At 60.9% G+C, this 21257-nt stretch carries 25 protein-coding genes; 6 read left to right on the top strand and 19 right to left on the bottom strand.

Going from position 1 to position 21257, the window contains the following annotated elements; translation table 11 throughout:
* Positions 1-27 precede the first annotated feature (27 nt).
* The 4 genes from J8G15_RS14160 to J8G15_RS14145 form a co-directional block, all read right to left on the bottom strand.
* Entirely contained in the window at positions 28-1554 is a 1527-nt protein-coding gene (locus tag J8G15_RS14160) for a triacylglycerol lipase (protein ID WP_210542819.1), read from the bottom strand.
* 84 nt (positions 1555-1638) lie between these two features.
* Positions 1639-1950 (bottom strand): hypothetical protein, encoded by a 312-nt coding sequence (locus J8G15_RS14155; RefSeq protein ID WP_210542817.1) that lies wholly within the window; start codon positions 1948-1950, stop codon positions 1639-1641.
* A gap of 10 nt (positions 1951-1960) precedes the next feature.
* Entirely contained in the window at positions 1961-3145 is a 1185-nt protein-coding gene (locus J8G15_RS14150; RefSeq protein WP_210542816.1) for a glycoside hydrolase family 19 protein, read from the bottom strand.
* A gap of 18 nt (positions 3146-3163) precedes the next feature.
* Positions 3164-4426: a hypothetical protein gene (locus tag J8G15_RS14145; protein ID WP_210542814.1), complete on the bottom strand. Its 1263-nt coding sequence runs from the start codon at positions 4424-4426 to the stop codon at positions 3164-3166.
* Positions 4427-5176: 750 nt separating this feature from the next.
* Here J8G15_RS14145 and J8G15_RS14140 point away from each other — a divergent pair.
* Complete coding sequence (locus J8G15_RS14140) at positions 5177-5686, top strand: Hsp20/alpha crystallin family protein (protein WP_210542812.1); 510 nt, start codon at positions 5177-5179, stop codon at positions 5684-5686.
* On the opposite strand, the gene J8G15_RS14135 is transcribed toward J8G15_RS14140, so the two are convergent.
* From J8G15_RS14135 to J8G15_RS14120, 4 genes are all read right to left on the bottom strand, one after another.
* Complete coding sequence (locus tag J8G15_RS14135) at positions 5669-6862, bottom strand: cyclopropane-fatty-acyl-phospholipid synthase family protein (protein ID WP_210547596.1); 1194 nt, start codon at positions 6860-6862, stop codon at positions 5669-5671. The genes J8G15_RS14140 and J8G15_RS14135 overlap by 18 nt on opposite strands.
* Before the next feature lie 59 nt (positions 6863-6921).
* Positions 6922-7095, bottom strand: coding sequence for a hypothetical protein (locus tag J8G15_RS14130; RefSeq protein ID WP_210542811.1), 174 nt, complete (start codon positions 7093-7095; stop codon positions 6922-6924).
* Positions 7096-7302: 207 nt separating this feature from the next.
* A complete protein-coding gene (locus J8G15_RS14125; protein ID WP_210542809.1) occupies positions 7303-8808 on the bottom strand; it encodes a CoA-acylating methylmalonate-semialdehyde dehydrogenase in 1506 nt (501 codons plus the stop codon).
* 9 nt (positions 8809-8817) lie between these two features.
* Complete coding sequence (locus J8G15_RS14120; protein ID WP_210542808.1) at positions 8818-10167, bottom strand: aspartate aminotransferase family protein; 1350 nt, start codon at positions 10165-10167, stop codon at positions 8818-8820.
* A 91-nt stretch (positions 10168-10258) separates the two neighbouring features.
* On the opposite strand from J8G15_RS14120, the gene J8G15_RS14115 reads away from it, so the two are divergent.
* Positions 10259-11206, top strand: coding sequence for a LysR family transcriptional regulator (locus J8G15_RS14115; protein ID WP_210542807.1), 948 nt, complete (start codon positions 10259-10261; stop codon positions 11204-11206).
* Between the two features lie 161 nt (positions 11207-11367).
* A complete protein-coding gene (locus J8G15_RS14110; RefSeq protein ID WP_210542806.1) occupies positions 11368-13107 on the top strand; it encodes a cation:proton antiporter in 1740 nt (579 codons plus the stop codon).
* Positions 13108-13141: 34 nt separating this feature from the next.
* Here J8G15_RS14110 and J8G15_RS14105 read toward each other — a convergent pair whose 3' ends face one another.
* Together J8G15_RS14105 and J8G15_RS14100 are read right to left on the bottom strand one after the other, a co-directional pair.
* Positions 13142-13390 (bottom strand): hypothetical protein, encoded by a 249-nt coding sequence (locus J8G15_RS14105; protein ID WP_210542805.1) that lies wholly within the window; start codon positions 13388-13390, stop codon positions 13142-13144.
* Between the two features lie 104 nt (positions 13391-13494).
* On the bottom strand, positions 13495-14952 hold the full coding sequence (locus J8G15_RS14100) for a mechanosensitive ion channel (protein ID WP_210542804.1): 1458 nt from the start codon (positions 14950-14952) through the stop codon (positions 13495-13497).
* Positions 14953-15305: 353 nt separating this feature from the next.
* On the opposite strand from J8G15_RS14100, the gene J8G15_RS14095 reads away from it, so the two are divergent.
* A complete protein-coding gene (locus J8G15_RS14095; RefSeq protein ID WP_210542803.1) occupies positions 15306-15506 on the top strand; it encodes a hypothetical protein in 201 nt (66 codons plus the stop codon).
* A gap of 15 nt (positions 15507-15521) precedes the next feature.
* Here the strand turns inward: J8G15_RS14095 and J8G15_RS14090 are convergent, their stop codons facing one another.
* Together J8G15_RS14090 and J8G15_RS14085 are read right to left on the bottom strand one after the other, a co-directional pair.
* On the bottom strand, positions 15522-16529 hold the full coding sequence (locus J8G15_RS14090; protein ID WP_210542801.1) for a CapA family protein: 1008 nt from the start codon (positions 16527-16529) through the stop codon (positions 15522-15524).
* Positions 16526-16954: a hypothetical protein gene (locus J8G15_RS14085; protein ID WP_240538298.1), complete on the bottom strand. Its 429-nt coding sequence runs from the start codon at positions 16952-16954 to the stop codon at positions 16526-16528. The genes J8G15_RS14090 and J8G15_RS14085 overlap by 4 nt, the downstream gene beginning before the upstream one ends.
* Between J8G15_RS14085 and J8G15_RS14080 the strand changes: the two genes are divergently transcribed.
* Positions 16953-17114 (top strand): hypothetical protein, encoded by a 162-nt coding sequence (locus J8G15_RS14080; RefSeq protein ID WP_210542799.1) that lies wholly within the window; start codon positions 16953-16955, stop codon positions 17112-17114. The two genes, J8G15_RS14085 and J8G15_RS14080, sit on opposite strands and share 2 nt — an antisense overlap.
* Positions 17115-17180: 66 nt before the next feature.
* Here J8G15_RS14080 and J8G15_RS14075 read toward each other — a convergent pair whose 3' ends face one another.
* The 7 genes from J8G15_RS14075 to J8G15_RS14040 all read right to left on the bottom strand — a co-directional run bounded on the left by J8G15_RS14075 (position 17181) and on the right by J8G15_RS14040 (position 20257).
* Complete coding sequence (locus J8G15_RS14075; protein ID WP_240538296.1) at positions 17181-17633, bottom strand: DUF302 domain-containing protein; 453 nt, start codon at positions 17631-17633, stop codon at positions 17181-17183.
* A gap of 90 nt (positions 17634-17723) precedes the next feature.
* Complete coding sequence (locus J8G15_RS14070) at positions 17724-18377, bottom strand: FMN-binding negative transcriptional regulator (protein WP_210542795.1); 654 nt, start codon at positions 18375-18377, stop codon at positions 17724-17726.
* 92 nt (positions 18378-18469) lie between these two features.
* Complete coding sequence (locus tag J8G15_RS14065; protein WP_210542794.1) at positions 18470-18742, bottom strand: DUF2164 domain-containing protein; 273 nt, start codon at positions 18740-18742, stop codon at positions 18470-18472.
* 189 nt (positions 18743-18931) lie between these two features.
* The gene (locus J8G15_RS14055) at positions 18932-19111 is read right to left on the bottom strand and encodes a hypothetical protein (RefSeq protein ID WP_210542792.1); all 180 of its coding nucleotides are present in this window, start codon (positions 19109-19111) and stop codon (positions 18932-18934) included.
* 247 nt (positions 19112-19358) lie between these two features.
* Positions 19359-19637, bottom strand: coding sequence for a zf-TFIIB domain-containing protein (locus tag J8G15_RS14050; protein WP_210542791.1), 279 nt, complete (start codon positions 19635-19637; stop codon positions 19359-19361).
* 58 nt (positions 19638-19695) lie between these two features.
* Complete coding sequence (locus tag J8G15_RS14045; RefSeq protein ID WP_210542789.1) at positions 19696-19860, bottom strand: hypothetical protein; 165 nt, start codon at positions 19858-19860, stop codon at positions 19696-19698.
* 37 nt (positions 19861-19897) lie between these two features.
* On the bottom strand, positions 19898-20257 hold the full coding sequence (locus tag J8G15_RS14040; protein ID WP_210542787.1) for an HPF/RaiA family ribosome-associated protein: 360 nt from the start codon (positions 20255-20257) through the stop codon (positions 19898-19900).
* Positions 20258-20356: 99 nt separating this feature from the next.
* Between J8G15_RS14040 and J8G15_RS14035 the strand changes: the two genes are divergently transcribed.
* Positions 20357-21241 carry a LysR family transcriptional regulator gene (locus tag J8G15_RS14035; protein ID WP_210542785.1) on the top strand — a complete coding sequence of 295 codons (885 nt, stop codon included), beginning with the start codon at positions 20357-20359 and terminating at the stop codon, positions 21239-21241.
* Positions 21242-21257 lie beyond the last annotated feature (16 nt).

Genomic DNA, 21257 nt, shown 5'->3' with positions numbered 1-21257 from the left:
CGACGACACCAAAGCTGCCGGTATTGCCTAGCGGCTCGCAACCGAACTCCCTGCATTCGCCGTTCTGTCTATCGCGGCCTCGCGCTCCCTGATCCAGTCCACGATGGCATTGATGACCTTGGTGTCGCTGTAGATGCCGCTGTGCACAAGGCCTGGCTCACCTGTGCCTGGTGGTGGCGACTGCAGGAATACGCGTGCTGTGCCGGGTGGCGACGACTCTGCCGTGGTCGAGAAGTAGTGGTTCCAGAACAGCGCATCCAGGCCGAATGGCAGGGCCGCCGCGGCCAGGACCAGCAGCCCGATCAGACACAGCAAACCGTAGACGACGGAGACCGCTGAGAACATCACGATCGCCACCAGTGTCACGTCTCGAAGAATCCAATGGACGCCGAACAGGCCGTTGACCCAGGGTGCTTCGCCAAGCACAAAGAACGCATCGACCGTGTTCGGCAGCACCATGGCCACGACGAACAGCAGTGCGGCGGCGACGACGACTTTCGGCAGCCACGAGAACCACCCGAGCTTCCAGAACCGGCCCATGGACGCGCTGAGCATCGTCAGGATGTGGTTCTGCACCCAGGAGAAGAACTGCGACGCCACCAAAGACATCGCGGCCTCGTCGCCGATCGGGCGGGCCACGAGTAACTTGTCGGACAGTTTTTTGCGGGCGGCGTCCGTCTCCGGTGTCAGACGCAAGCGATCCAGTTCCCGTGCCACGATGGGCTCGGCGCCACTTCGCAGAATCAACGCCGTCAGGTCTTGCCATCCGAACGCTTTGCCCCGATACCGCAAGGCGGAGGCCATGGACGCGAAAAGCCAAAGAAGCATCACGCTCGCGATCCACCATCCCGCCTGGAATCGGTTGGCCTCGGCGACCGCTGCCTTGGCGACGACCGCAGCCGCTTCAGCCTCCTTCGATTTGCCTTTCGCCTCAGGCGTCGCTTCGGCTCCAGCCTTCGGCATCAAGATCACCGATTGCTGAGCCAGGAGATTCATGTTGTTCGTTGCAACCACAACTTTCAGGGACCGTTCATTAGCATGCGCAAACTGGAGGGCTGCTTCGACGGTCCCGAGCAGGCATATCGTCAAGATCCCGGTTAACACCAGAGGATGGAGTTTTCTCCTACGCACCGTGATGAACGGCGTGGCCAGCGTGACAAGGCCAGCGATCCGGTCGGCCAAGGACGGATCCTTCAGCGCATACAACATGACGTTGCCGCCGTGGCTGTGGCCAATGACGAAGTGCTTGGCGTGCGGGAACTTCGTCGTCAGCCCATCAAGGTGCGCATGCAGGGCGTCGCCTGCAGTGAGGCGGTCGGTGTGCGTGTTGGCGCCGGACCAGCAAAAGCGGCTGAACAGTGTCCTGCCCGGTAGCGCATCCGGATCGCCGGGATTCGGCTGGAACCCCTGCCACAAAGTACCCTCTCGCATCCACGGCGCGTGGCGTGCGAAGGTGCCATGCACAAGCGTTACCACACGGTCCGGCGCAGGGCTGGCGGCAAGTTCTTCGGCGGTTTCGTTCGCACATGGACACGTGCTTGCATTGTTTTTCATGGGTGCCTCCTGGGTTTCAACAAGTACAGTCCAATGGTTCTATGGCGCCGTGTCGTCGCCGGGTGCGACGGGCGCCGGCTCGATTCAGTTGCCGCCGCGCCGTGGCAGCCACCGGATGTCCTGCTGGAGCCCCGCGCCGCCGTCGTCGCAGATTCGGGTGCTGAGATGCTGACCGTCGCGCGAGACCGTGACGCCATCCTCGAACACTGGGTCGGAGGCCTGGCCGTTCCCCGGCGCACGGCCCACCCGGGCGAAGACGGCATAGTCGTATCCGCTGCGAGTGAAATGAACGCTGGTCATCCCGCCGCCATACAGCGGCGTGTTCGCCAAGGAAAACCCCCCGCTGCCGCTACTGTCGGGGTGCACCAGTTCAATGCTGCCCGTGGCGATGAACAACCCGCGCACGCTAAATCCCGAGCAACTCGCGGACCCGTGCAAGGCGCCGCTGTCGGTCGGGCAAGCCGTTGACCCCGCCATTGATCAGTTTCGTCACCGCTTTGACGTCGTCACGGTCGGCTGCGTCGTTGATGTCGCGGATATTCCAGAAAAAGAACGCGCACTCGACGCCGTATTTCAGTTCGGTCGAGAGCAGATCGGGGTTGGCGACGAAGTCCTGCGGATCGCCCGGCAACCTCCGGTTGTGGAACGCCGTGAAATTGCTGTAATTCTCCTTTCCGGTCAGCTGCATCAAGCCGCGGCCGCGGTACCGGTACCCGTCACCCGAGGCCTCGTTGCCATTTCCCATGCGCGATGCGTAGGCGTAGGAGAGCAGGTTCATCGCATTTCCGGCGTATTTGGCCTCTTCGCTCCAGAGCTTGTCGCGCAGTCGGCCCTTCTTGCCGTCGTCTTTGGCTGCATCGTAGTAGCGCATGCCCCCTTTGCAACCGAAGACTTTGCGCATGCGCCGGGCCGTGTAGTGGCCAGATTCGGCTTTGAGCTTGAACCCGCTCTCGTGCCCGATCTGCGACAGGAAATGAGCCACGCGCCGCGGTGTATCGATCGTGTATGCGGCAGCCAGCTCCGCCATCGCTAATGCTACCGACTGGGCGTCGCCCAGCGACAGGGACGTATCTGCGGCGGTGACAAGGGCGGGGCTGATCAGGCCGTTTGATCGGGGCGTCTGGGGCTGATGCGCGGCATCCGCCGGTGGCGGCTTGGCCGGCGCAACCAGGGGTTTTGAGTCCGGCTTGGGGGTCCGACTGACCGGGGGTTGATCAGAGGGGGCTGCGACCGTTGCCGGTGGCTTCGGCGCGCGCGGATCAGAATGGACAGCGGCACGGACAGGCGCTGCGACGTTGCCGCCGTGTGTCGCGTTCGCCTTGTCCAGAATTCTCGTCGCCGAGACGGCGACGTCGCTGAATCGGGTGTGTTGCAACTTCGCGCTCAACGTTTCGAGTTGTGCAATGCACTGGCGCAAGGGCTCTGAGCGCTGCTCCATCGCCGCGAGCAGGGCCGCCGTGTCGGTGGCCAAGCTGCCTAAGAGGATCTCCCGCGCCGCTTTTTTGACCTCGTCCGGTATTCCTCGTGCTATGAGAATCAGGTCGAGTCTGTCGATGGAGAGAACTTCCGGTTCAGGGGTGAAGTGGGGCATATTGGCGATCTCCTGGGGTCATGGTGACTGGGTGCTTGCGTCGGCCTTCATTGCCGACCGGATGCGGATGATGCTGTCTCTTATGTTGGTGCCGATGGTGGTCAATTCGCCCCCGTGTCCGGCGAGTGACGGTATGCGAGTGGCCGCGGCCCAGACTACACTCAGGCCTTGTTTCGCGTCCCGCAGCAAGACGACGTAATCCGGCAGCATGCGAGCGTGGTAACTGCGCAGCGTTTCGCGAGCCGCGACGGTGCGGAGCGCCTGTTGCTCGACCTCGTTGACGAATCCCCCGAGCAGCAGAGCTCCTTTTTCAGTCAACGGCATGCCGCGCTGTTCGGCGAATGGGAACCGATACGGGAACCCGTTCAAGGCATCGCTCAGGTCACTGGAGATCATGGATTTTGCCTTGCCCGAGCCACAAGGGTCGAACGGTACGTCGGGTTGATACACGGCGACGAAACTGGCTGTCATACGTTGCTCCAACGCATTGACTTCCTCGCGCAGGCCACCCTGCGTTGGTCGCGCGAATGCGGCTGTGAAACCATCCACCGAGTCGAGCGTTACGTTGATCATGGGAAGGGCTTCGCCGTTTCGCACAAGGGCGCATTGGACTTTTTGGAAGCCATAAAGCTGTGCGGTATCCGCTTCGAGAATTGACAACACCTGCTGGATCGGTTCGTATGCGTCAAGCAGCGCCTGTCGCATCTCGTTGTTTGCCTTGGCTTGCAACGCGATCGTGACAAGGCCCTTCAGGCCTCCAAGCACGCCGGAGGTGGCTATGAGGTTGAACGGATTGATCGCTGGGAGATCAGTTTCGACTGAGCCCTTGACTCTCTTGCCGGTGAAGTTGCGCGCCAGATCGATGAACCGGTTCATCGACCCTGCAGCCGCCTTCAGCGGTGCTGTGATTTTTTCGAGGGGATCACCAGATACATGCGCGACCAAGGAGTCGTTGTAGGCGACGACCGTTTGTAGCGCGGCCAAGCGAAGCGCAATGGCTGGTGGAAAGTCCGCGTCGGGTCCAGTAGGTCCGGCGACCGCGCGCGGGTCAAACTCAGAAGGGGGATTGACCAGGTCGAGGCTGTGCTGCTTCCCTGTTTGCGCCGCCTGCACATCGACAACGGTCTTGCCTGCCTGCGCGTAAAGCGTGGTGCCAACAACCGACACTTCGCGGAACGCATCCCGGTAACTCGCCAGTTCGGCAACAGGAACGCTGGCACAGCCACCGAGAACTGCCGTCACCACCAGAAGCAGGGTGCGTGTGCTGTGAGAAGCTCGCATGTCGTCCTTCCCGCCTGTAAGGCGAACCGTCGAACGAAACCCGTGAGCCAGTCTTACGCCTGTAGATGACGCAGCACACCTGCAACCGTCTGGTTCGACCTCCCGCTGCCCCAAACGACACCGCGGGCCTGCTGTGGCTGTGCACAGCTCGGATTAGAGCTGGCCGTGCTCGTGATCCGGTTCATGAAATGCAAGGAGCGCTTCCATCGGGGGCCGGTGGTCGACCCGATGGAGTGCGGGTCGGCGCGTTCTTTGCTCGAGAACTACCGGACCATTGTTACCCAGGGCATACAAATCACCAAATCGCGCGACATCAACCGATCGAGGGTCCTCGTGCCGGCGCCGTTGATTGACCCAGCGATTCACGCATGGCAGGCCTTGCGTCGGACCATCGACCCATGGGATCGGAGTCGCGCCCAGCTGATCAATTGAGTTGCACCAAACCGCCCCTCCGCCAGTGCCAGGTCCTTGTTCAGACCTGTCCTCGGCGAATCAATCGCGACGGACTTCTCCCGCCCCCATTGAAGCCGGAAAACGGCAATTCACAACAGTCTGTATCCGAGGGGTTTGCGCAGTCTCAGGCCGCAGCGACGCTGTCGTTGACTTCAGTGGCCCCTCGATCGGTTGTGATTTATCAAAACGCACTTCCCTTCTGTGCCTAAAGTGAATTTTCGGATGGCACGGTCGCCCGAATGAATGATGATTGGCGGTCAGGACCGTGCGGTATCCAGGTCAATTTCTGGAGGGTTCATGTTGAACTCAATCAAGCAAACAGGCAGAAACATCGGCCTTGAACTCAGTCACGCTTGGAGTAGCCTGTCCAGCGGTTGGCACGAGTTGCTTTGCCGCAGCAGCAATGCACTCACGCACTTCACCCAGGGCAAAGGGGATGACCAGTCCGACAGCGTGGGTGGGGACACCTTCCCTAACTGGAGCCTGCTGGCGGGTGAGCTGGAGGAAACGGACAAGGACGTGGTGGTGCGGTTGGAGTTGCCCGGAATGGACAAGGCGGACTGCCAAGTGATTCTGGACGGCAACACGCTCTACGTCAGTGGCGAAAAGCACTCGGAACGCGAAACCAGTGACAGCACTTACCATGTCATGGAGCGCGCCTATGGGTTTTTTCAGCGTGCCATTCCGCTACCGCGCAACGTGACACTGAATGAGGCGCACGCCGCCTTCAAAAACGGGGTACTCACCGTGCGACTGCCCAAGGCCGCAGGGGCCAGCAACCGGTCCCATTCAATTCGGGTGACCTGAGCCGGTGGGCTTGGTGTAGAGATAGGCCCGTGACCACGGGGTGGGGTTGAGGCTCTCGCTGGTGCCCTCCTTGCACGCCAAAACCTGGTACAGCGACACCCAGTTCTGGGCAAACGCATGAGCACAACCGGCCAAGTAAATGCGCCACACGCGGTAAGTAGTTTCGCCCACCATCCTTCGTATTTCATTGCCATTTTGCTCAAAATTTTCTGACCAGAAGGTTAGCGTGCGTGCGTAGTGTCGGCGCAGACACTCCACGTCCAGGGCCTCCAGCCCGCCCGTCTGCATGTCACGTAGGGCCCGACTGATGTGAGGTAACTCGCCATTTGGAAACACATACTTGTGGATGAAGCTGGCCGCGCCCAGTGGTGAACCGCCACTGCCCGCATCGGTGGAGGTGATGCCGTGGTTCAGCACAAGGCCACCGTCCTTCAGCAAGGCGTGAATTTTGGCGAAGTAGTCAGGCAGGTGGTTCAAGCCCACATGCTCGAACATGCCCACCGAACTGATCTTGTCGAACTGGCCGTCGCGCTCATCAATGTCGCGGTAGTCCTGCAGCCGGATCTCTACCTGCCCGGCCAATCCTGCGTCGGCCACCCGCTGGCCCGCCAGTTCGAACTGCTTGCGAGAAAGCGTCACACCGACCGCCTGCGCGCCCCACTTCTCTGCAGCGCGTATCACCAAGGCGCCCCAGCCGCACCCGATGTCCAGCAATCGCTCCCCCGGTTTCAGCATCAGCTTGGCCAGAATGTGATCCAGTTTGGCGTTCTGGGCCGCATTCAAGGTTTCAGTGCCGCTGGGAAAGTACGCGCAGGAGTAAACCATGGCCTCGCCCAGCCACAGGCGGTAAAAGTCGTTGGAGACATCGTAATGGTGCTCAATGGCACGGTGGTCACTCGCCCGGTCATGCTGACCGAGCGACAACAGCCGCCCAAACCGGCCCCGACGTGGCACGCTCTGGTGCGCTAACTGCGAGGCAACTTCCACAATGTCCTGCGCCCGGCCCTCCACGTCGAAGCGGCCGCTCACATACCCGTCGGCCAGGTTGTCCAGACTGGGGGGCACAAAATGCCGAAGTGCTCCCATGCTGGACAAGCGCACCGTGACCAACGGGTCGCGCCCCAAGTCATGCTGAGAGCCATCCCACAAAGCCAGTCGCAGGGCAATGTCGGGCATGGTGTGAAAACCCGCCAGAAAGCTGCTGAGCAAGCTGGGTCCGCCCGACGACGACGCGCTCATGTGTGGCATCCCACCCACTCCTTGGCCGTGATGCGAACAATGACCCCGTCGGTGGTGTTCATCGCGCCACCGCCTAACCAGGAATAAGGCGGCAACCCGAACGCGGCCGACGTGGCCGCGACGGCCAGCCCTGCCGCAATCAGAATCAATACCAATTTTTTGGGTGTCATGCTGTCCCTTTCCGCATCTCGTCATTCGCCAGATGCATTCAGGGCATGCTAGGTCGGTGGCGCGCCGACTCTTTGAGAATTCTCACATTGGCGGGCGGTGTTCGGTAATCAAATCTCTCCAACCCGAGATGACGCAAAAAACCCGCCGGGCCTTGGAAAGCCGGGCGGGTGAGTCAGTGACTGGCCTGGCGCCAGTGCGCCTAAGCCTTAGCGGCTGCTGGGAAAGCTGAACACCGAGCCTTCGCGCACACCCGCTGAGGGCCAGCGTTGGGTGATGGTTTTGCGCTTGGTGTAGAAACGTACAGCGTCCGGGCCGTAGGCGTGCAGGTCGCCAAACAGTGAGCGCTTCCAGCCGCCAAACGAGTGGTAAGCCACGGGCACGGGCAGGGGCACGTTAACGCCGACCATGCCGACCAGAATGTGGTCGGTGAAGTAGCGCGCCGCCTCGCCGTCGCGGGTGAAGATGCAGGTGCCGTTTCCGTATTCATGGGCATCAATCATGTCCATGGCTTCTTGCAGCGAGTTCACGCGCACCACGCCCAGTACCGGTCCAAAAATCTCTTCCTGGTAAATCGCCATGCCGGGTTTGACGTGGTCAAACAGACAAGGCCCCATGAAATAGCCGCCTTCATGGCCGGGCACTTTCACGCCGCGGCCGTCCACCACCAGCGTGGCACCTTCTTTGACGCCTTGCTCGACAAAGCCGGTGACCTTCTCGAAATGCTGACGGGTTATCAGCGGGCCCATGTCGTTGGATGCGTCGGTGCCGGGGCCGACCTTCATCTTGGCAATCTCGACCTTTAGGCCTTCGACCACGGCGTCCGCCGTCGCGTCACCCACGGCCACCACCAGCGGAATCGCCATGCAGCGCTCGCCGCAGGAGCCATAAGCCGCGCCCATGAGGGCGTTGACGGCGTTGGCAATGTCGGCGTCGGGCATCAGCACGGCGTGGTTCTTGGCACCGCCCAGCGCCTGCACGCGTTTGCCGTGGGCACATCCCGTGGCGTAGATGTATTCGGCAATGGGGGTTGAGCCCACAAAGCTGATGGCTGTTACGCGCTTGTCCATCAGCAGCGTGTCCACGGCTTCCTTGTCGCCGTGCACGACGTTCAGCACACCGGGTGGCAGGCCGGCTTGCAGGGCCAGTTCGGCCACCAGCAGGGCGCTGCTGGGGTCGCGCTCGGAGGGCTTCAGGATGAAGGTGTTGCCGCAGGCCACGGCCATGGGCCACATCCACAAGGGCACCATCACGGGAAAGTTGAACGGGGTGATGCCGGCGGTCACGCCTAGGCCCTGAAACTCGCTCCAGGAGTCGATGTTGGGGCCGACGTTTTTGCTGTGCTCGCCTTTGAGCAGTTCAGGCGCGTAAGAGGCGTATTCCACGTTCTCAATGCCGCGCTGCAACTCGCCCATGGCGTCGCTCAGCACTTTGCCGTGTTCGGCGGTGACCAAGGCGCAAATCGCCTCGGCGTTTTCTTCCAGTAAAACCTTGAGCTTGCTCATGACGCGCGCCCGCTTGAGTGGCGGCGTATTGCGCCAGGCGGGGTATGCCGCCTGGGCACTGGCAATGGCCAATTCCACGGTGAGTTTGTCGGCCAGAAGCACGCGCTTCTCGGCCTGGCCGGTGGCGGGGTTGAAGACGTCTTGCGAGCGGGTGCCGCCATTGACCAGTTGGCCGTCAATCAGGTGTTGGATGGTAGGAAGTGTGGACATGGTTTTCAATCAAGCAGTTTCGTGAATGGTGTCGCCCAGCGCGCTGAGCAGGCTGTCGATCTGCGCGGGGGTGGTGATGAAGGGAGGCGCGAGCTGAATGGTGTCGCCGCCGTAGCGCACGTAATAGCCCTTTTTCAGCATCCCCATGGCAATCTCATAGGGGCGTTTGGCGGGCTCGCCGGGCACGGCGGCGATGGTGAAGCCCGCGGCCAGGCCAAAGTTGCGAATGTCGGTGATGTGCTTCGTGCCTTTGAGTCCATGCACGGCATTTTCAAAATGCGGGGCCAGAGCTTTGACTTGGTCCATCATATTTTCCTTTTGCAAGATCTCCAGCGTGGCCAGCGCCACCGCGCAACACACGGGGTGGGCCGAGTAGGTGTAGCCGTGCACAAACTCCAACAGGTACTCGGGGCCACCTTGGTCCATGAAGGTGTCGTAAATGTCTTTCTTGGCCAGTACCGCGCCCATGGGCTGCGAGCCGTTGGTGATTTGCTTGGCCACATTCATGATGTCAGGGGTTACGCCAAAAGTCTCGGCGCCGGTAAAGGAGCCGGTGCGGCCAAAACCGGTGATGACCTCGTCGAAAATCAGCAAGATGTTGTTGGCCGTGCAAATCTCGCGCAGACGCTGCAAGTAGCCCTGGGGCGGAATCACGACGCCGCCCGAGCCCGACATGGGCTCGACGATCACGGCGGCAATGTTGCTGGGGTCATGCAGGGCAATCACGCGCAGCAAGTCGTCCGCCACCTCCGCCCCTTTTTCGGCCATGCCGCGGGTGAAGGTGTTGCTGGGCAATTGCGTGTGCGCAATGTGGTCGGCCGCAATGCCCTGGCCAAACATCTTGCGGTTGGCGCCAATGCCCCCCACTGAGATGCCGCCAAAGTTCACGCCGTGGTAGCCCTTCTCACGCCCCACCATGATGGTCTTGCTGGCCTGCCCCTTGGAGCGCCAGTAGGCGCGTGCCATCTTGAGGGAGGTGTCCGCCGACTCGGAGCCCGACCCGGTGAAAAACACATAGTCCAGCCCGGCGGGGGTCAGTTCCACCAGTTTGTTGGCCAGCTCGAACGAGAGCGGGTGACCAAACTGAAACGCGGGCGAGTAGTCCAGTGTCGCCATTTGCTTGGCGGCCGCCTCGGTCAGTTCCGGGCGGCCATGGCCCAGGCCACTGCACCACAGGCCGGAGAGGCCGTCAAAAATTTGCTTGCCGTGCTGGTCGGTGTAGTAACAGCCCTTGGCGCTGGTGATGATGCGCGGGTTGGCTTTGAAGTTGCGATTACCCGAATAGGGCATCCAGTGGGCTTCCAAAAAAGCCGCGTCGGTGCGGGGGGCAGTCAATGGGGCAACATCATTCATGTTCATGGGGCATCCTAAAAGAGGGCTGAATGGGTCAATTCTGGGGGCTTCTGTTACTCTTATAAATGTCTAAGTATCACTATTCAGTTGCGAATCTATGCAAGTAAAGAGCCGAGCCGCCTTGGGTCAGTTGAGCGACATGGATATTCGCCTGCTGCGGGTGTTCAAAAGCGTGGTCGAGTGCGGGGGCATGGCCGCTGCCGAACTGGAGCTCAACATTGGCACCTCCACCGTCAGTCGCCACGTCAAAGACCTGGAAACCCGGTTGGGCCTCACCCTGTGTCGCCGGGGTCGCGCCGGTTTTGCACTGACCACCGAAGGGCAGCAGATTTACACCGAGACCCTGCGCCTGCTGGCCGGGGTGGACGCGTTTCGCACCAGCGTGGACGAGATTCACAAACGCATGGGTGGTCAGCTCAACATTGCCGTGTTTGACAAAACCGCCAGCAATCCGCTGGCCCATATTGGCGAGGCCATTGCCCTGTTCACCGAACAGGCGCCCGAAGTCAGCCTGCACCTGCATGTGGCGCCGCTGAACGCCATTGAGCGCGGCGTGCTGGACGGGCAGTTTCAGGTCGGCGTCATCCCCGGCCACCGCAGCTCCGAGGCGCTGGCCTACCAGCCCCTGTTCACCGAGACCATGTCGCTTTACTGCGGCGCCGCGCATCCCTTGTTTAAAGCGCCCGCTTATCAGGCACCCGCCGACTGGGACGCTCTGCGCGCTCACGCCTTTGCCGGGCTGGGCTATCACTCGCCCAATATGGAACTCAGTCAACAGGTGCGCCTCACCCGCAAGGCTACCGCCTACGACCAGGAATCCATCGCCACCCTGATCCTGTCCGGCCAATACCTTGGCTTCCTGCCCGACCATTACGCTCAGGCCTTTGCCCGCACCGGGCAGATGCGACCCCTGCGCCCCGAGCTGTTTCGCTACGACTGCGGGTTCTTCAGCATCGTGCGCCGCTCCCCCCAGCCCTCCCGGGCGGCCCTCGCCTTTCAGGCTTGCCTGGAGCAGGCGCACCGGATGAATTTGAGGGTCGAGTAATTTATAAGAAGAGTGGGTATAGCGCATGGTTTGTAAGCGGGAGCAGCTATTGAAATAGGAGCGGTTTTCGCGGTAACGGACCCAGGCCGTCGAAAACACTGAATCACGACAGGTTGACGCAGATCTTTTGAGGCCTGCGGGTGAACGTTGACAATGCACGAATGGACGCTCACGCCGCTTTTCCTTTTCTGAAGGAGATCATCCTCTTTCTCGCCTTGTCGGGCGTGTTGATTCCGCTGTTGGCGCGCCTGCGAATCAATTCAGTGCTGGGGTTTCTGGCCGTAGGCGCAGCGCTGGGGCCCTACGGCTTGGCTGGTTTGAGCCCTGCTTACCCATGGATGGACTACTTCACCTTTTCCCGCCCTGACGGAGTGGATGTGCTGGCGGAGCTAGGCGTCATTTTCCTCATGTTCATGATTGGGTTGGAGATGTCGGTGAACCGATTGTGGTCCATGCGCCGACTGGTGTTTGGCATGGGCGGCCTGCAGGTCGGTTTGACCGCGGCCGTGATCGGGGTTGCGGCCTGGGGGTTTGGCAACCCGGTGGAAGCGTCGGTCATTCTGGGCTTGGTGCTGGCGTTCTCATCGACGGCCATCGTCATGCAGCTGCTCAGTCAACGCCGGGAGTTGGGCTCACCTCTGGGCCAGTCTACGTTTGCCATTTTGCTGTTTCAAGATCTGGCGGTGATTCCGCTGTTGGTGCTGCTCAGTATTCTGGGCGCGCAGGCGGGCACCGAGAGTTTTGGGGCGCTGCTGGGCATGGCGGCGTTGAAAGGGGTGCTCACCGTGGTGGTGATCTACCTGGTCGGGCGGCGGGTGGTGCGTCCGCTGTTTCACCAAATTGCGGCCAGCCACCAGCCCGACACCTTCATGGCGCTCACCCTGCTGGTGGCGCTGGGTGTGGGCGCAATTACCTGGGCAGCTGGCTTGTCCATGGCGCTGGGCGCCATGCTGGCGGGGTTGATCATTGCTGAGACTGAGTTTCGCCATCAGGTTGAAATCACCATCGAGCCGTTTCGGGGTTTGTTAATGGGATTGTTTTTTCTCTCCGTCGGCATGGGCATTGACCTGCGTGCCGTTCTGGATGAGCCCTTGTGGATTCCCCTGTCGGTGCTGGGACTGCTGCTGCTCAAAGGCACGCTGCTGCTGGGCTTGCTGCGCCGGTTCGGACTGAGCTGGGGGCGCTCTCTGGAAGGGTCCCTGCTGCTCAGCCAGGGCGGCGAGTTTGCCTTCATCGTGATCGGTCTGGCCGTCTCCATCAACGTGCTGCCACGTGACGTTAGTCAATTCATGCTGATCGTGGTCGGTCTGTCCATGTTGGCCGCGCCGCTGGTGGCACGCGCGGGCAAGTTGTTGGGTGACTGGGTGGACCGGCGCGCCGGGCAGGAGCCCCACCCTGAGGGCACATTCAGCGGCATGCAGGGCCATGTTCTGATCGCCGGTTATGGCCGGGTGGGTCACTTGGTGGGTTGCATGCTGAAGGCACAAAACGTGACCTTTCTGGCCATCGAAAGTGATGCCCGCCTGATTGCCCGGCACCGCAGCGAGGGCGTACCGCTGGTGTTTGGCGATGCGAGTCGCCCCGAGTTGCTGGGCAAACTCAAGCTGTCGCAGGCGAAGGCCGTGGTGTTGACGATGGACGACACAGCTGCGGCCATTCACGCGGTGCACGGCATTCGCCGACTGATGCCGCACATCCGCATCATTGCCCGTGCGCGCGACGAAAAGCACGCCCTCATTCTGCTGAACGCGGGCGCCTCTGTGGTGGTGCCGGAGACACTGGAAGCCAGTCTGAAGCTGGCGGACTCGGTGTTGGAAACCTTGGGCGTCTCGCCTGAAGAAAGCGCACGATTGCTTGACGAGCAGCGCGAGCGCTGCATGGCCGCTCTGCGGGATCACTGAGTCTCTATTTCCCCGGCAGGGGTCAGCGCGGTATTCAATGTTTGGCTTGAGGCGTTTGGCCCTTGGCGGCCAGTTCGTCCTGGCGCAGCTTCTTGGTTTTCTTGACGTCCATGAATACTTTGCCGGCCGCAACCAGATTCACGATGCCCACCACAACGGCAGGCCATACCGGCAGTTCCTGCCCGGTCACAGAGCCATAAAGCAGCAAGCCACCAATGGCCAGGCCGCCGATCAAGAGGGTGATGACGCCGCCATTGATAAAGCCGGATTGCTTGTGATGCACAGTTTTGTCCTTTTAAAGCAGAAACGTCACCGAAGGGGCTACCCATCGGCGACGTTTCATTGAATGAGTGGGGCGCAATTTAACATGCACCCCTTTGGGGCCGCTTACTCCTTGTGGAATTTGCTCAGCCAGTGGCTCATCAGCTTGCCGGCGGCTTCGCGTCCGCCCAGTCCAAAGGACAGTGCCACAGCAATGGCAATGGCGCCCAGTGTCAGGCCAAAGGCGAGGTTGACGATGTCGTCGGCAATGCCCATTGCGCGCAGGCCCATCGCGACCACCAACGCCAGAATGGCGTAGCGGGCGATGCGGGCCAAGCCCTTGCTGCTGTCGCCGCTGGCGCGGTCGATGGCGTTGTAGGCCACATTGGCGATCATGAAGCCGATCACGAAGATGGCTGAGCCCAGCAGCACTTCACCACCGAAGTTGATGAAGGTTGTGACCACGTCACTCACTTTGTGGAAGTTGAGCTGGTCAGCGGCTTCCACGCTGGCAAACAGCATGGCAAAAAACATGGCGATGCGTCCCACCAAAACCGAAGCAGAAGTCTTCTCAAACGATTGGGCCATGCCCAAGCGGGCGGGCAAGCCGTCAAAACCAGCACCGGCCAACAAGCCGGTCAGCAAGCGGCTCGCAAAGGTGGCCACCAACCATGTCACCACCAAAATCAAACCAGCCGCGACGACCTTGGGCACCGACTGCATCATCACATCCAGCATGCCAATGGCGGGGCCGGAAATCGCCTGGACCTTGAGTGCGTCCAGCGCCGCGATCAGGGCGGGCAAAAAGACCACCACAAACACCAACGTGCCCACCAGGCTGGAAATCTGAACTTTGTCGGACATACCTGCGTCGTTGCCGACCTTGTCAGCGCCGGCGGCGCGCAGCAAATTGACCGAGATATTGCGCAACACCTGGGCGATGATCCAGCCCACACCACCAATCACCACGGCGGCCAGAATATTAGGCAGCATGTCCAGCACCTTGGCTGACATGTCGCGCAGGGGCTCCAACAGGCCTTCCATCTTCAGCGCGCTGAGGATTGAGGGCAAAAACAGCAGGATGATGATCCAGAACACCGCATGGCCCAAGCCAACACTCATGGGGCTCATGCCGGCATGAGCGGACAGTTTCTCGTCCAGCTTGGTGGAGTCCAGCGCCTTGTTGACGCCTGCGCGGCCAATGGAGGCCACCAGTAGCGCCACGACACCCAGAATAAGGCCGGCAAACAGGCGCGGCGCAAAGTCAAAGAGTTGCGTGGTCACCGCGCTGAACGGGCTCGACAGAATGCTCAGATTCAGCGTATTGAGCACGCCGACCAAGGTGAGCAAAAGCACCACGGCAAACACGGCAAAGGCCAGTGCGTTTTCCAGATCAATTTTCTGGTCCGTGAGGCTGGTGAAGCGGCTGTTCATGCCCAAGCTGTGCAGGCCCTGGCGCACCAAGGCGCGAAGTCCGACGGCAATAAACCAGCCAATGAGCAGAATGGCGACCGCGCCCAAAAGGGGAAACAGGTGGTTCCCCAGATTGGCCTGTAGCGTGTCGATAAAGGCGGAAAAGTTCATGTCGTTTGTTCCTATTGTTGATTTGCTTGCTGTTCTTTTGAAATAGGGGCTCACTCGCGCAAATACCCCCCAAGAACCGATGCAATGGCAGGCATTCCTTGTTTAAGTTACCGCGAAACAAGCCTTGAGTCAAGTCAAGCGACGCCTCACTTTGCGACATTGGAGGTCAATTGGCTGGCAAAAAACAGCTCGGACATACTAAAAAACGTCATTTACAGAAATCTCGGCTTTTGCCACGGGAAACCCCGCCAGTGCCCCACCGTCCACGTCCATTGCTTCCCCAAACACCGCGCTAGTGGCCCCATCCTGGTGGCGGGGCGGTATGGCGGCATCCAAGGTGCTGGACTTTGTGGGTGAAGCCCATCTGGATCGCCTTTTGGCGCCGCTGGTGGCTGATGCCGCTGACCGTGCATTTGTGGTGCGTTACCTGGTGGGCGAGGGCGACGCCGGTGGCGAGGCCCGCCGTCGACTGGAAAGCCCACGCCCGCATCGGCCTGCCAGGGACACTGGCCACCTTGGGTATTGTGTGGGGCTGGTTGATGTGGGGCGTGTGAACGGCGCCCGGGTTGCTATGGCTTCTGCGCGGCCGCCTTTGGCAGGACAGGTGCGCACTGCTCCACGTTGCTCTGTCCCCGCGTCCAGCACGGACTGGGGGTTTTGAGGTCGCGCCGGGGAATGCCGTCCATGTTGATGCGGGCGACGTGGGTGTCAAAGGCGGTCACGCCAAGCTTGTCTAGCTGCAGGCGCAGCACCCAGCCAATGCGCTGGTTGTCGTTGTCGGTTTCCTTCATGACAAAGTTGCCCACGCTGTAGATGATGGGCTTGCCAAGGTAGTGCTCAATGTCCTGGGTGACGTGCGGGTGGCCGCCAATCACCGCGTCCGCGCCAGCATCGACCATGGTGCGGGCGAGTTGGCGCTGGCGGTCATTGGCCGTCAGTTCGTTTTCCCAACCCCAGTGCATCACGGGAATGACCACATCGGCGCCGTAGTGCGTGCGCGCTTTTTTGATGTCGGCCACAACTTGCTCGTCTTCGCTCCAGGCGCTGCCGGGGGCGTTGGCGTCGGCCTCAAAGCTGCGTGGCATGAATTCGTTGTAGCCCAGCAGAGCAATGCGCACGCCTTTGCGTTCCAGAATCAGCGGCGTATGGGCCTGGGCCAGGTTGTGGCCGCCGCCAAATTGGGGGAGGTTTTGCTGCTTGAGCAGACCCAGCATTTCAGCAAACGCCTCGCGGCCAAAGTCGCCGGTGTGGTTGTTGGCCACCGAGACGGCGTCAAAGTGCCGCTTCAACACCGGCAGCGTGCGGGGATGGGCGCGAAAGGTGAAGTTTTTGCCTGCCGCCGTCCCGGTGGTGGCCACCACGCATTCGAGGTTGGCAATGCGCAAGTCAGCGCTTTTAAAGAGCGAGGCAAAACCGGCAAAAGGGTCTCCACCTGCTGCAATCAGGGCGCCAGGGGCATCGTCCAGCACCACGTCCCCCGCAAACACCAGGCTCACAGTAGAGCCACTCGCATGTGCCATCCAGGGCGCCGCTGCAAGGGCCAGCGCAATCAATGAACGTTGTAGGACGCGTCTCATGGGGTCACCTCTTGCAGCTTGCAGCGGTAGATCAGTTCACGCTCTTTGGGTCCACCGTACACCCGCTGCTCGCCAGTCAACCCGTCAGGCACGCTCGTCACCATAAAGGGCGGGCGATACGTGGCTTGTTGAATGAGCACCGGCTGCCGGGCCGTCTCCAAATAGGTATAAAGCTTGATGTAATCAACCTGGGCGCCTTGCCCGACCATCACGGCCTTGAATCGAAACCGCCCCGCAATGTCCACCGAGGCCACGGGGTAGGGGTCGGCCACCGCGCGGGCCTCAACGAGGTGGGTGCTGCCCGCATAGGTCACGTCGCAGCGCAGCAGGGGCGCGGCATGGATGCCTAGGCTGGCCATGCAAAAGCCCGCAGCCAGGACCATGGTGGCAAGCGGCTTGCCAAAGTTAATTTGAAAAGTGTTCATGAGACAACAGAACGCCACGGGTGAACGCAGCCAATGGGGGGAGGCAGGTCCGCTGACCCGCCCGGCAAGGTGGCGCATTGTGCCGGGATTTGGGCGTTTTTTGCAAGACGAACTAACCCTCAGCGCCCATCCAGCCTGCGCAGGGCGCTATGAATTTTGAGGAGTGGGCAGTCAAACCGGCGGTGACGGGGTTGACCGGCCCGGGTCATGTCACGCCCGAATGAGGTTAAGGCGCAGTCGCTGCTTGGGCAATACCCGCCAGTGCCTTGGCAATGTTGCCGGCCACGGCGCACTCGGGTACGGTGTGGCGTTGGGCCAGGTAGGCGGGGTCGTTGTAGCCCAGCCACACCTGGCCGGCCGCGTCTTCCCAGACCAGGGCTTTCAAAGGCAGGTCAATGCCCATAGTTTGTGCGCACTCCATGAAAGGCGTGCCGCCCTGCGGGTTGCCAAAGATCAACACCTCGGTCGGGCGCAGGGTTTTGCCAATTTTGGCGGCCCCAGCGGCGTGGTCGATGCGGGCAAAAATGTTGAGTCCGCGTTGCTTAGCCTGGGCTTCGACCCGGTCCATGGTGGTCTTGGCGTCTACCGGGCTTTTGAGGGCAATCAGGCCGTCGGCGGCGCTAGCGGCTGTCACGGTGGCGGCGAGGGTGAGGGCCGCAAGGCCCCGCAATATGTTCATGGTCATCCTTTGGGGTGGGTTGAGAAACCCCTGGCGTTGCCAGGGCGACTCAGCATGAGTCGCGCACCGCCCCGGTTTCTTACACCCCGGTCAAGATGATTGTTTGCCAGTCCCCAACACCTGCTCCATCAACGCCGCCATGGCCAGCGATGGGGGGTGGCCAGTTTCGCGCAGGCCGTGCAAGGCACCCATCTGGTTGGATTCGGGCTGGTTTTGGCTCAGTTTGAATTTGCCCGACAGGCGGGTGATGGTGATCTCGATGCCGATGATGGCCGACATCATCTTCTCCAGGTAGTCCGCGGGCGCATCGGACGGCTTCCAGGGCTGGGCCTGACTGGCCTCGTTGTGGGCGGTGAGGGCGTTCAAGTGGGCGCGCAGCCAGCTGGCGTCTTCAATCACCTTCAGCGTGCCGTGGGCGTGAACCACGGCGTAGTTCCAGGTGGGTACGGCCTTGCCATGTTCGGCCTTGGTGGGGTACCAGTTGGGCGACACATAGGCCTGCACCCCGTGAAACACCGCCAACACCTCCAGCTCGGGCGAGAGATCTTTCCACAGCGGGTTGGCCCGCGCCACATGGCCGCGCAAGGTGCCCAGCGGCTGAGGCTCGGTGCTGAGGTGCAGTGGCAGGTGGTTGGCGTCCAGTCCGCTGCTGGCCAGGGTGACGAGTGTGGCCAGCGGCTGCGCCCGCATCAGCGCATGCAAGGTGGCGGTGTCAGGCTCATTGAAGTGTTTGGGGGTGTACATAGTTTTTCCAAGGTAAATTGGCCTCTGGCTCGCGTCATACCTTCGGAAGCAGCTATCAATTTTGATGTAATTTCCGACTGGTTAAGCTGAAATCACTTGGCTTTGCGCTGGCGCCCGGGCTTGTGCCAGTACTGAAACTCGTCTTCATGGACCTCAATGTCCACTTCCGTGATGCGCGCCTGAAGCCGGTCTTGCACGTCGGACACCGCCTTGTTGTACACCAACGGACCCAACTCTTCCAGAAAGAAACCCAGCAAGCCCCCGGCCGCCATGTTGCCAATGGGCTCGTCCATGTGTTCGCGAAAGTAGCGCTTAATGGATTGAATCGCCTGGGTCTGTTCCTCTTTGGAGATCTCGATGGTCATGGGGTGTGGAAGTTAAAACTGGCCGAATGCCAAGGCGCAGCATAGATCAAACCCACCCGGCCGACGGCGTTAACTGCGACAAGTCCCCTCGGGCCATCACCACCCAAACGCCCACCAGCGCCAGCCCCACGCCCAGCCAGCGCGTGGTGGACAGCCGCTTGCCCATCAGCGCGGCGCGCCCGGCCGGCATCAGCCCACGAGTGCGAGAGGGCCGTGGCGCCGGAATCGATCACGCGACTGATGGTCATGGGCATGACGTTGGTCAAATTTCGCCAGGATAGGCGGCAAAGTTTGCGCACTGACCAGGATGGCGCCCATGATCGGCAGGCCCGCAAACAGCAGGCCGAAGAAAGCCAGTAGGGTCAACATGGGGCAACTCCGGTGACGTCTTTCAGTTCGCGCAACACCGCGGCCAACTGGTGCCAGCAGTTACCTGTTGATCATTGATGTCCAACGCATGGTCCCGTGGAGCGAATGGCTTTAGAGGGCCAATACAGCGGAGTTTCGGGAGAGGTCCGTCAACGACGAATTGCTGTTGGCACCGAACGCGCCGTTTATCGCGCCGACAACGCGGGTCCCCACACCGTGGGCGCCAGCCCGACCAAGGCCCTCACGTTCAGTCAAAAATCTCGTTCAACCAGGATTTCTTGCGCTCTCTTTTGTACCCGTGCCCCGTGCGGTAGTCAGAGTCTTCAAAGTCGGGTCGGTAGTTGTTCTTGGCCGCTGGCGCAGAAACCGCAGCGCCCGGTGTGGCAACAGTGGACGCACGGTCCAACAGTTTGTCGAGTTCTCCGCGGTCAAGCCAGATGCCGCGGCATGCGGGGCAATAGTCGATTTCAACACCTTGTCGGTCCGTCATCACAAGGGTTGTGTCAGGGCAGCTAGGGCATTTCATTTGGATCCTTCGTGGAATGGGTAGGTATGTTTTGCGGGTTGTGCAGGCTGGGACAGGGCTATTGGGCCCATGCCACTGCAGTTCCGACCAGGGCGAGTGAGCCAACGGCCGTCAGTAATTTGGCATCTCGCCGGTTGTCAGCCCTGTAGTCGTGCCATGTGGCATAGAAAATGGCCAGTGCCAGCGCGCCAAACTTGATATCCAGGGCGATGAGGTTATTCATTGGAAAACAGAAAGGGTTGAATGGACGTTGTGTGGGATCAAAGTGCGTTGCCGCTCCCGGTGTCGAGTGCAGGTTTTGCAACGCGTCCGCGTGTGGGTTTGTGGGTGCGTTGCAGGCTGCGGGTCAAAACCCGGGTGGCACGGATCAGCGAACGGTCGAGTGCGGTTCGCCAGTCCCGCGCGAGAGAGGCAATAACTACGGTGCCGGCGGTGTCGGTTTTCAGCTCAAGCTGGCAGCGTTTGTCTACGCCGCCCCGAGGGCCGTTGACGTCTGAGAACTGCACCTTTGCATTAGGCACAAATGTTGTCAGGCGACGCAGAGCGAAGCGCACCCGCTCCAAAGACAAGTCGCGCATCTGCGCGCCGTCGACATCGCGGGATTCAAAAACAACTCTCATGGCGTTTCTCCTGTCGTTGAAAGATGTGCAGACGATAGGGGCATGTTTGATTCATAAAAAGCAGATAATTTCGAATCGATATTCCCTAAAAACCTGAATATGTCCCAGCCGTTCAATTACAAGCATCTGTATTACTTTTGGGTGGTTGCCAAAGAAGGCGGAATTTCGCGGGCTGCAGAAAAGTTGGACATGGCGGTACAAACGGTCAGTGCCCAAGTGCGTGAACTGGAGCGTTCGCTGGGATACGCCTTGCTCAAACCGGCCGGACGCGGCCTGGTGCTGACCGAGGCCGGATTGGCCGCTATGCAGCAGGCGGACCTGATTTTCCAGCTCGGCGAGAGTCTGCCGATGCGTGTGCGTGACGCCGTGAGCGCACCAACGGTGCGTCTGGCGGTTGGCATCTGTGACGGCCTGCCCAAACTGGTGGTTCACCGGCTGTTGCTGCCCGTGATCACGGAGCCGCATTTGCGCATGCTGTGCCATGAGGGCGAATTGGATGACCTGCTGGGCGACTTGGCGCTGCACCGGCTGGATGTCGTGATGTCAGACCGGCCTGCACCGGTGAATCCCAATATCAAGCTCTATAACCACAACATGGGCTCGTCCACCATTGGCTGGTATGGCACGCCGAGTTTGGTGGAGGCGGCGAGCAAAGATTTTCCGCAAAGCCTTGCCGATGTGCCCGTGTTACTACCGACGGCGCACACTGCGGTGCGCGACCGCCTGGACCAATGGTTTGAGCAACGTGCGATCCGCCCACGCATAGTGGGGGAGTTTGAGGACAGCGCCTTGCTCAAGACCTTTGGGGCGAGCGGCATGGGAATATTTCCCGCCGCCGAATGGGTGCACGACGATCTGCTGTCGCATTACGCGGTGCGGCGCCTGGGTCCGTGCGAGGGGGTTGCTGAGCAATTTTTCGCGATTGGAACTGAAAAGAAGGTGCAGCACCCGCTGGTGCAACGATTGTTGCAACCAGCCCTTTAGAAATCGCGCAAGCCTT

It is taken from the genome of Rhodoferax sp. PAMC 29310 (genome assembly GCF_017948265.1).
GTDB lineage: Bacteria > Pseudomonadota > Gammaproteobacteria > Burkholderiales > Burkholderiaceae_C > Rhodoferax.
The sequence above is the reverse complement of the archived record's forward strand: the minus strand, read 5'-3'. Positions and strand labels throughout refer to the sequence as shown.

What these genes read in the sequence shown, in the direction of transcription:
- J8G15_RS14160 (WP_210542819.1), bottom strand. Translation starts at nt 1,554, where the DNA reads ATGAAAAACAATGCAAGCACGTGTCCATGTGCGAACGAAACCGCCGAA.
- J8G15_RS14150 (WP_210542816.1), bottom strand. Translation starts at nt 3,145, where the DNA reads ATGCCCCACTTCACCCCTGAACCGGAAGTTCTCTCCATCGACAGACTC.
- J8G15_RS14145 (WP_210542814.1), bottom strand. Translation starts at nt 4,426, where the DNA reads ATGCGAGCTTCTCACAGCACACGCACCCTGCTTCTGGTGGTGACGGCA.
- J8G15_RS14140 (WP_210542812.1), top strand. Translation starts at nt 5,177, where the DNA reads ATGTTGAACTCAATCAAGCAAACAGGCAGAAACATCGGCCTTGAACTC.
- J8G15_RS14135 (WP_210547596.1), bottom strand. Translation starts at nt 6,862, where the DNA reads ATGCCCGACATTGCCCTGCGACTGGCTTTGTGGGATGGCTCTCAGCAT.
- J8G15_RS14130 (WP_210542811.1), bottom strand. Translation starts at nt 7,095, where the DNA reads ATGACACCCAAAAAATTGGTATTGATTCTGATTGCGGCAGGGCTGGCC.
- J8G15_RS14125 (WP_210542809.1), bottom strand. Translation starts at nt 8,808, where the DNA reads ATGTCCACACTTCCTACCATCCAACACCTGATTGACGGCCAACTGGTC.
- J8G15_RS14120 (WP_210542808.1), bottom strand. Translation starts at nt 10,167, where the DNA reads ATGAACATGAATGATGTTGCCCCATTGACTGCCCCCCGCACCGACGCG.
- J8G15_RS14115 (WP_210542807.1), top strand. Translation starts at nt 10,259, where the DNA reads ATGCAAGTAAAGAGCCGAGCCGCCTTGGGTCAGTTGAGCGACATGGAT.
- J8G15_RS14110 (WP_210542806.1), top strand. Translation starts at nt 11,368, where the DNA reads ATGGACGCTCACGCCGCTTTTCCTTTTCTGAAGGAGATCATCCTCTTT.
- J8G15_RS14100 (WP_210542804.1), bottom strand. Translation starts at nt 14,952, where the DNA reads ATGAACTTTTCCGCCTTTATCGACACGCTACAGGCCAATCTGGGGAAC.
- J8G15_RS14090 (WP_210542801.1), bottom strand. Translation starts at nt 16,529, where the DNA reads ATGAGACGCGTCCTACAACGTTCATTGATTGCGCTGGCCCTTGCAGCG.
- J8G15_RS14080 (WP_210542799.1), top strand. Translation starts at nt 16,953, where the DNA reads ATGAGACAACAGAACGCCACGGGTGAACGCAGCCAATGGGGGGAGGCA.
- J8G15_RS14085 (WP_240538298.1), bottom strand. Translation starts at nt 16,954, where the DNA reads ATGAACACTTTTCAAATTAACTTTGGCAAGCCGCTTGCCACCATGGTC.
- J8G15_RS14075 (WP_240538296.1), bottom strand. Translation starts at nt 17,633, where the DNA reads ATGAACATATTGCGGGGCCTTGCGGCCCTCACCCTCGCCGCCACCGTG.
- J8G15_RS14070 (WP_210542795.1), bottom strand. Translation starts at nt 18,377, where the DNA reads ATGTACACCCCCAAACACTTCAATGAGCCTGACACCGCCACCTTGCAT.
- J8G15_RS14065 (WP_210542794.1), bottom strand. Translation starts at nt 18,742, where the DNA reads ATGACCATCGAGATCTCCAAAGAGGAACAGACCCAGGCGATTCAATCC.
- J8G15_RS14055 (WP_210542792.1), bottom strand. Translation starts at nt 19,111, where the DNA reads ATGTTGACCCTACTGGCTTTCTTCGGCCTGCTGTTTGCGGGCCTGCCG.
- J8G15_RS14050 (WP_210542791.1), bottom strand. Translation starts at nt 19,637, where the DNA reads ATGAAATGCCCTAGCTGCCCTGACACAACCCTTGTGATGACGGACCGA.
- J8G15_RS14045 (WP_210542789.1), bottom strand. Translation starts at nt 19,860, where the DNA reads ATGAATAACCTCATCGCCCTGGATATCAAGTTTGGCGCGCTGGCACTG.
- J8G15_RS14040 (WP_210542787.1), bottom strand. Translation starts at nt 20,257, where the DNA reads ATGAGAGTTGTTTTTGAATCCCGCGATGTCGACGGCGCGCAGATGCGC.
- J8G15_RS14035 (WP_210542785.1), top strand. Translation starts at nt 20,357, where the DNA reads ATGTCCCAGCCGTTCAATTACAAGCATCTGTATTACTTTTGGGTGGTT.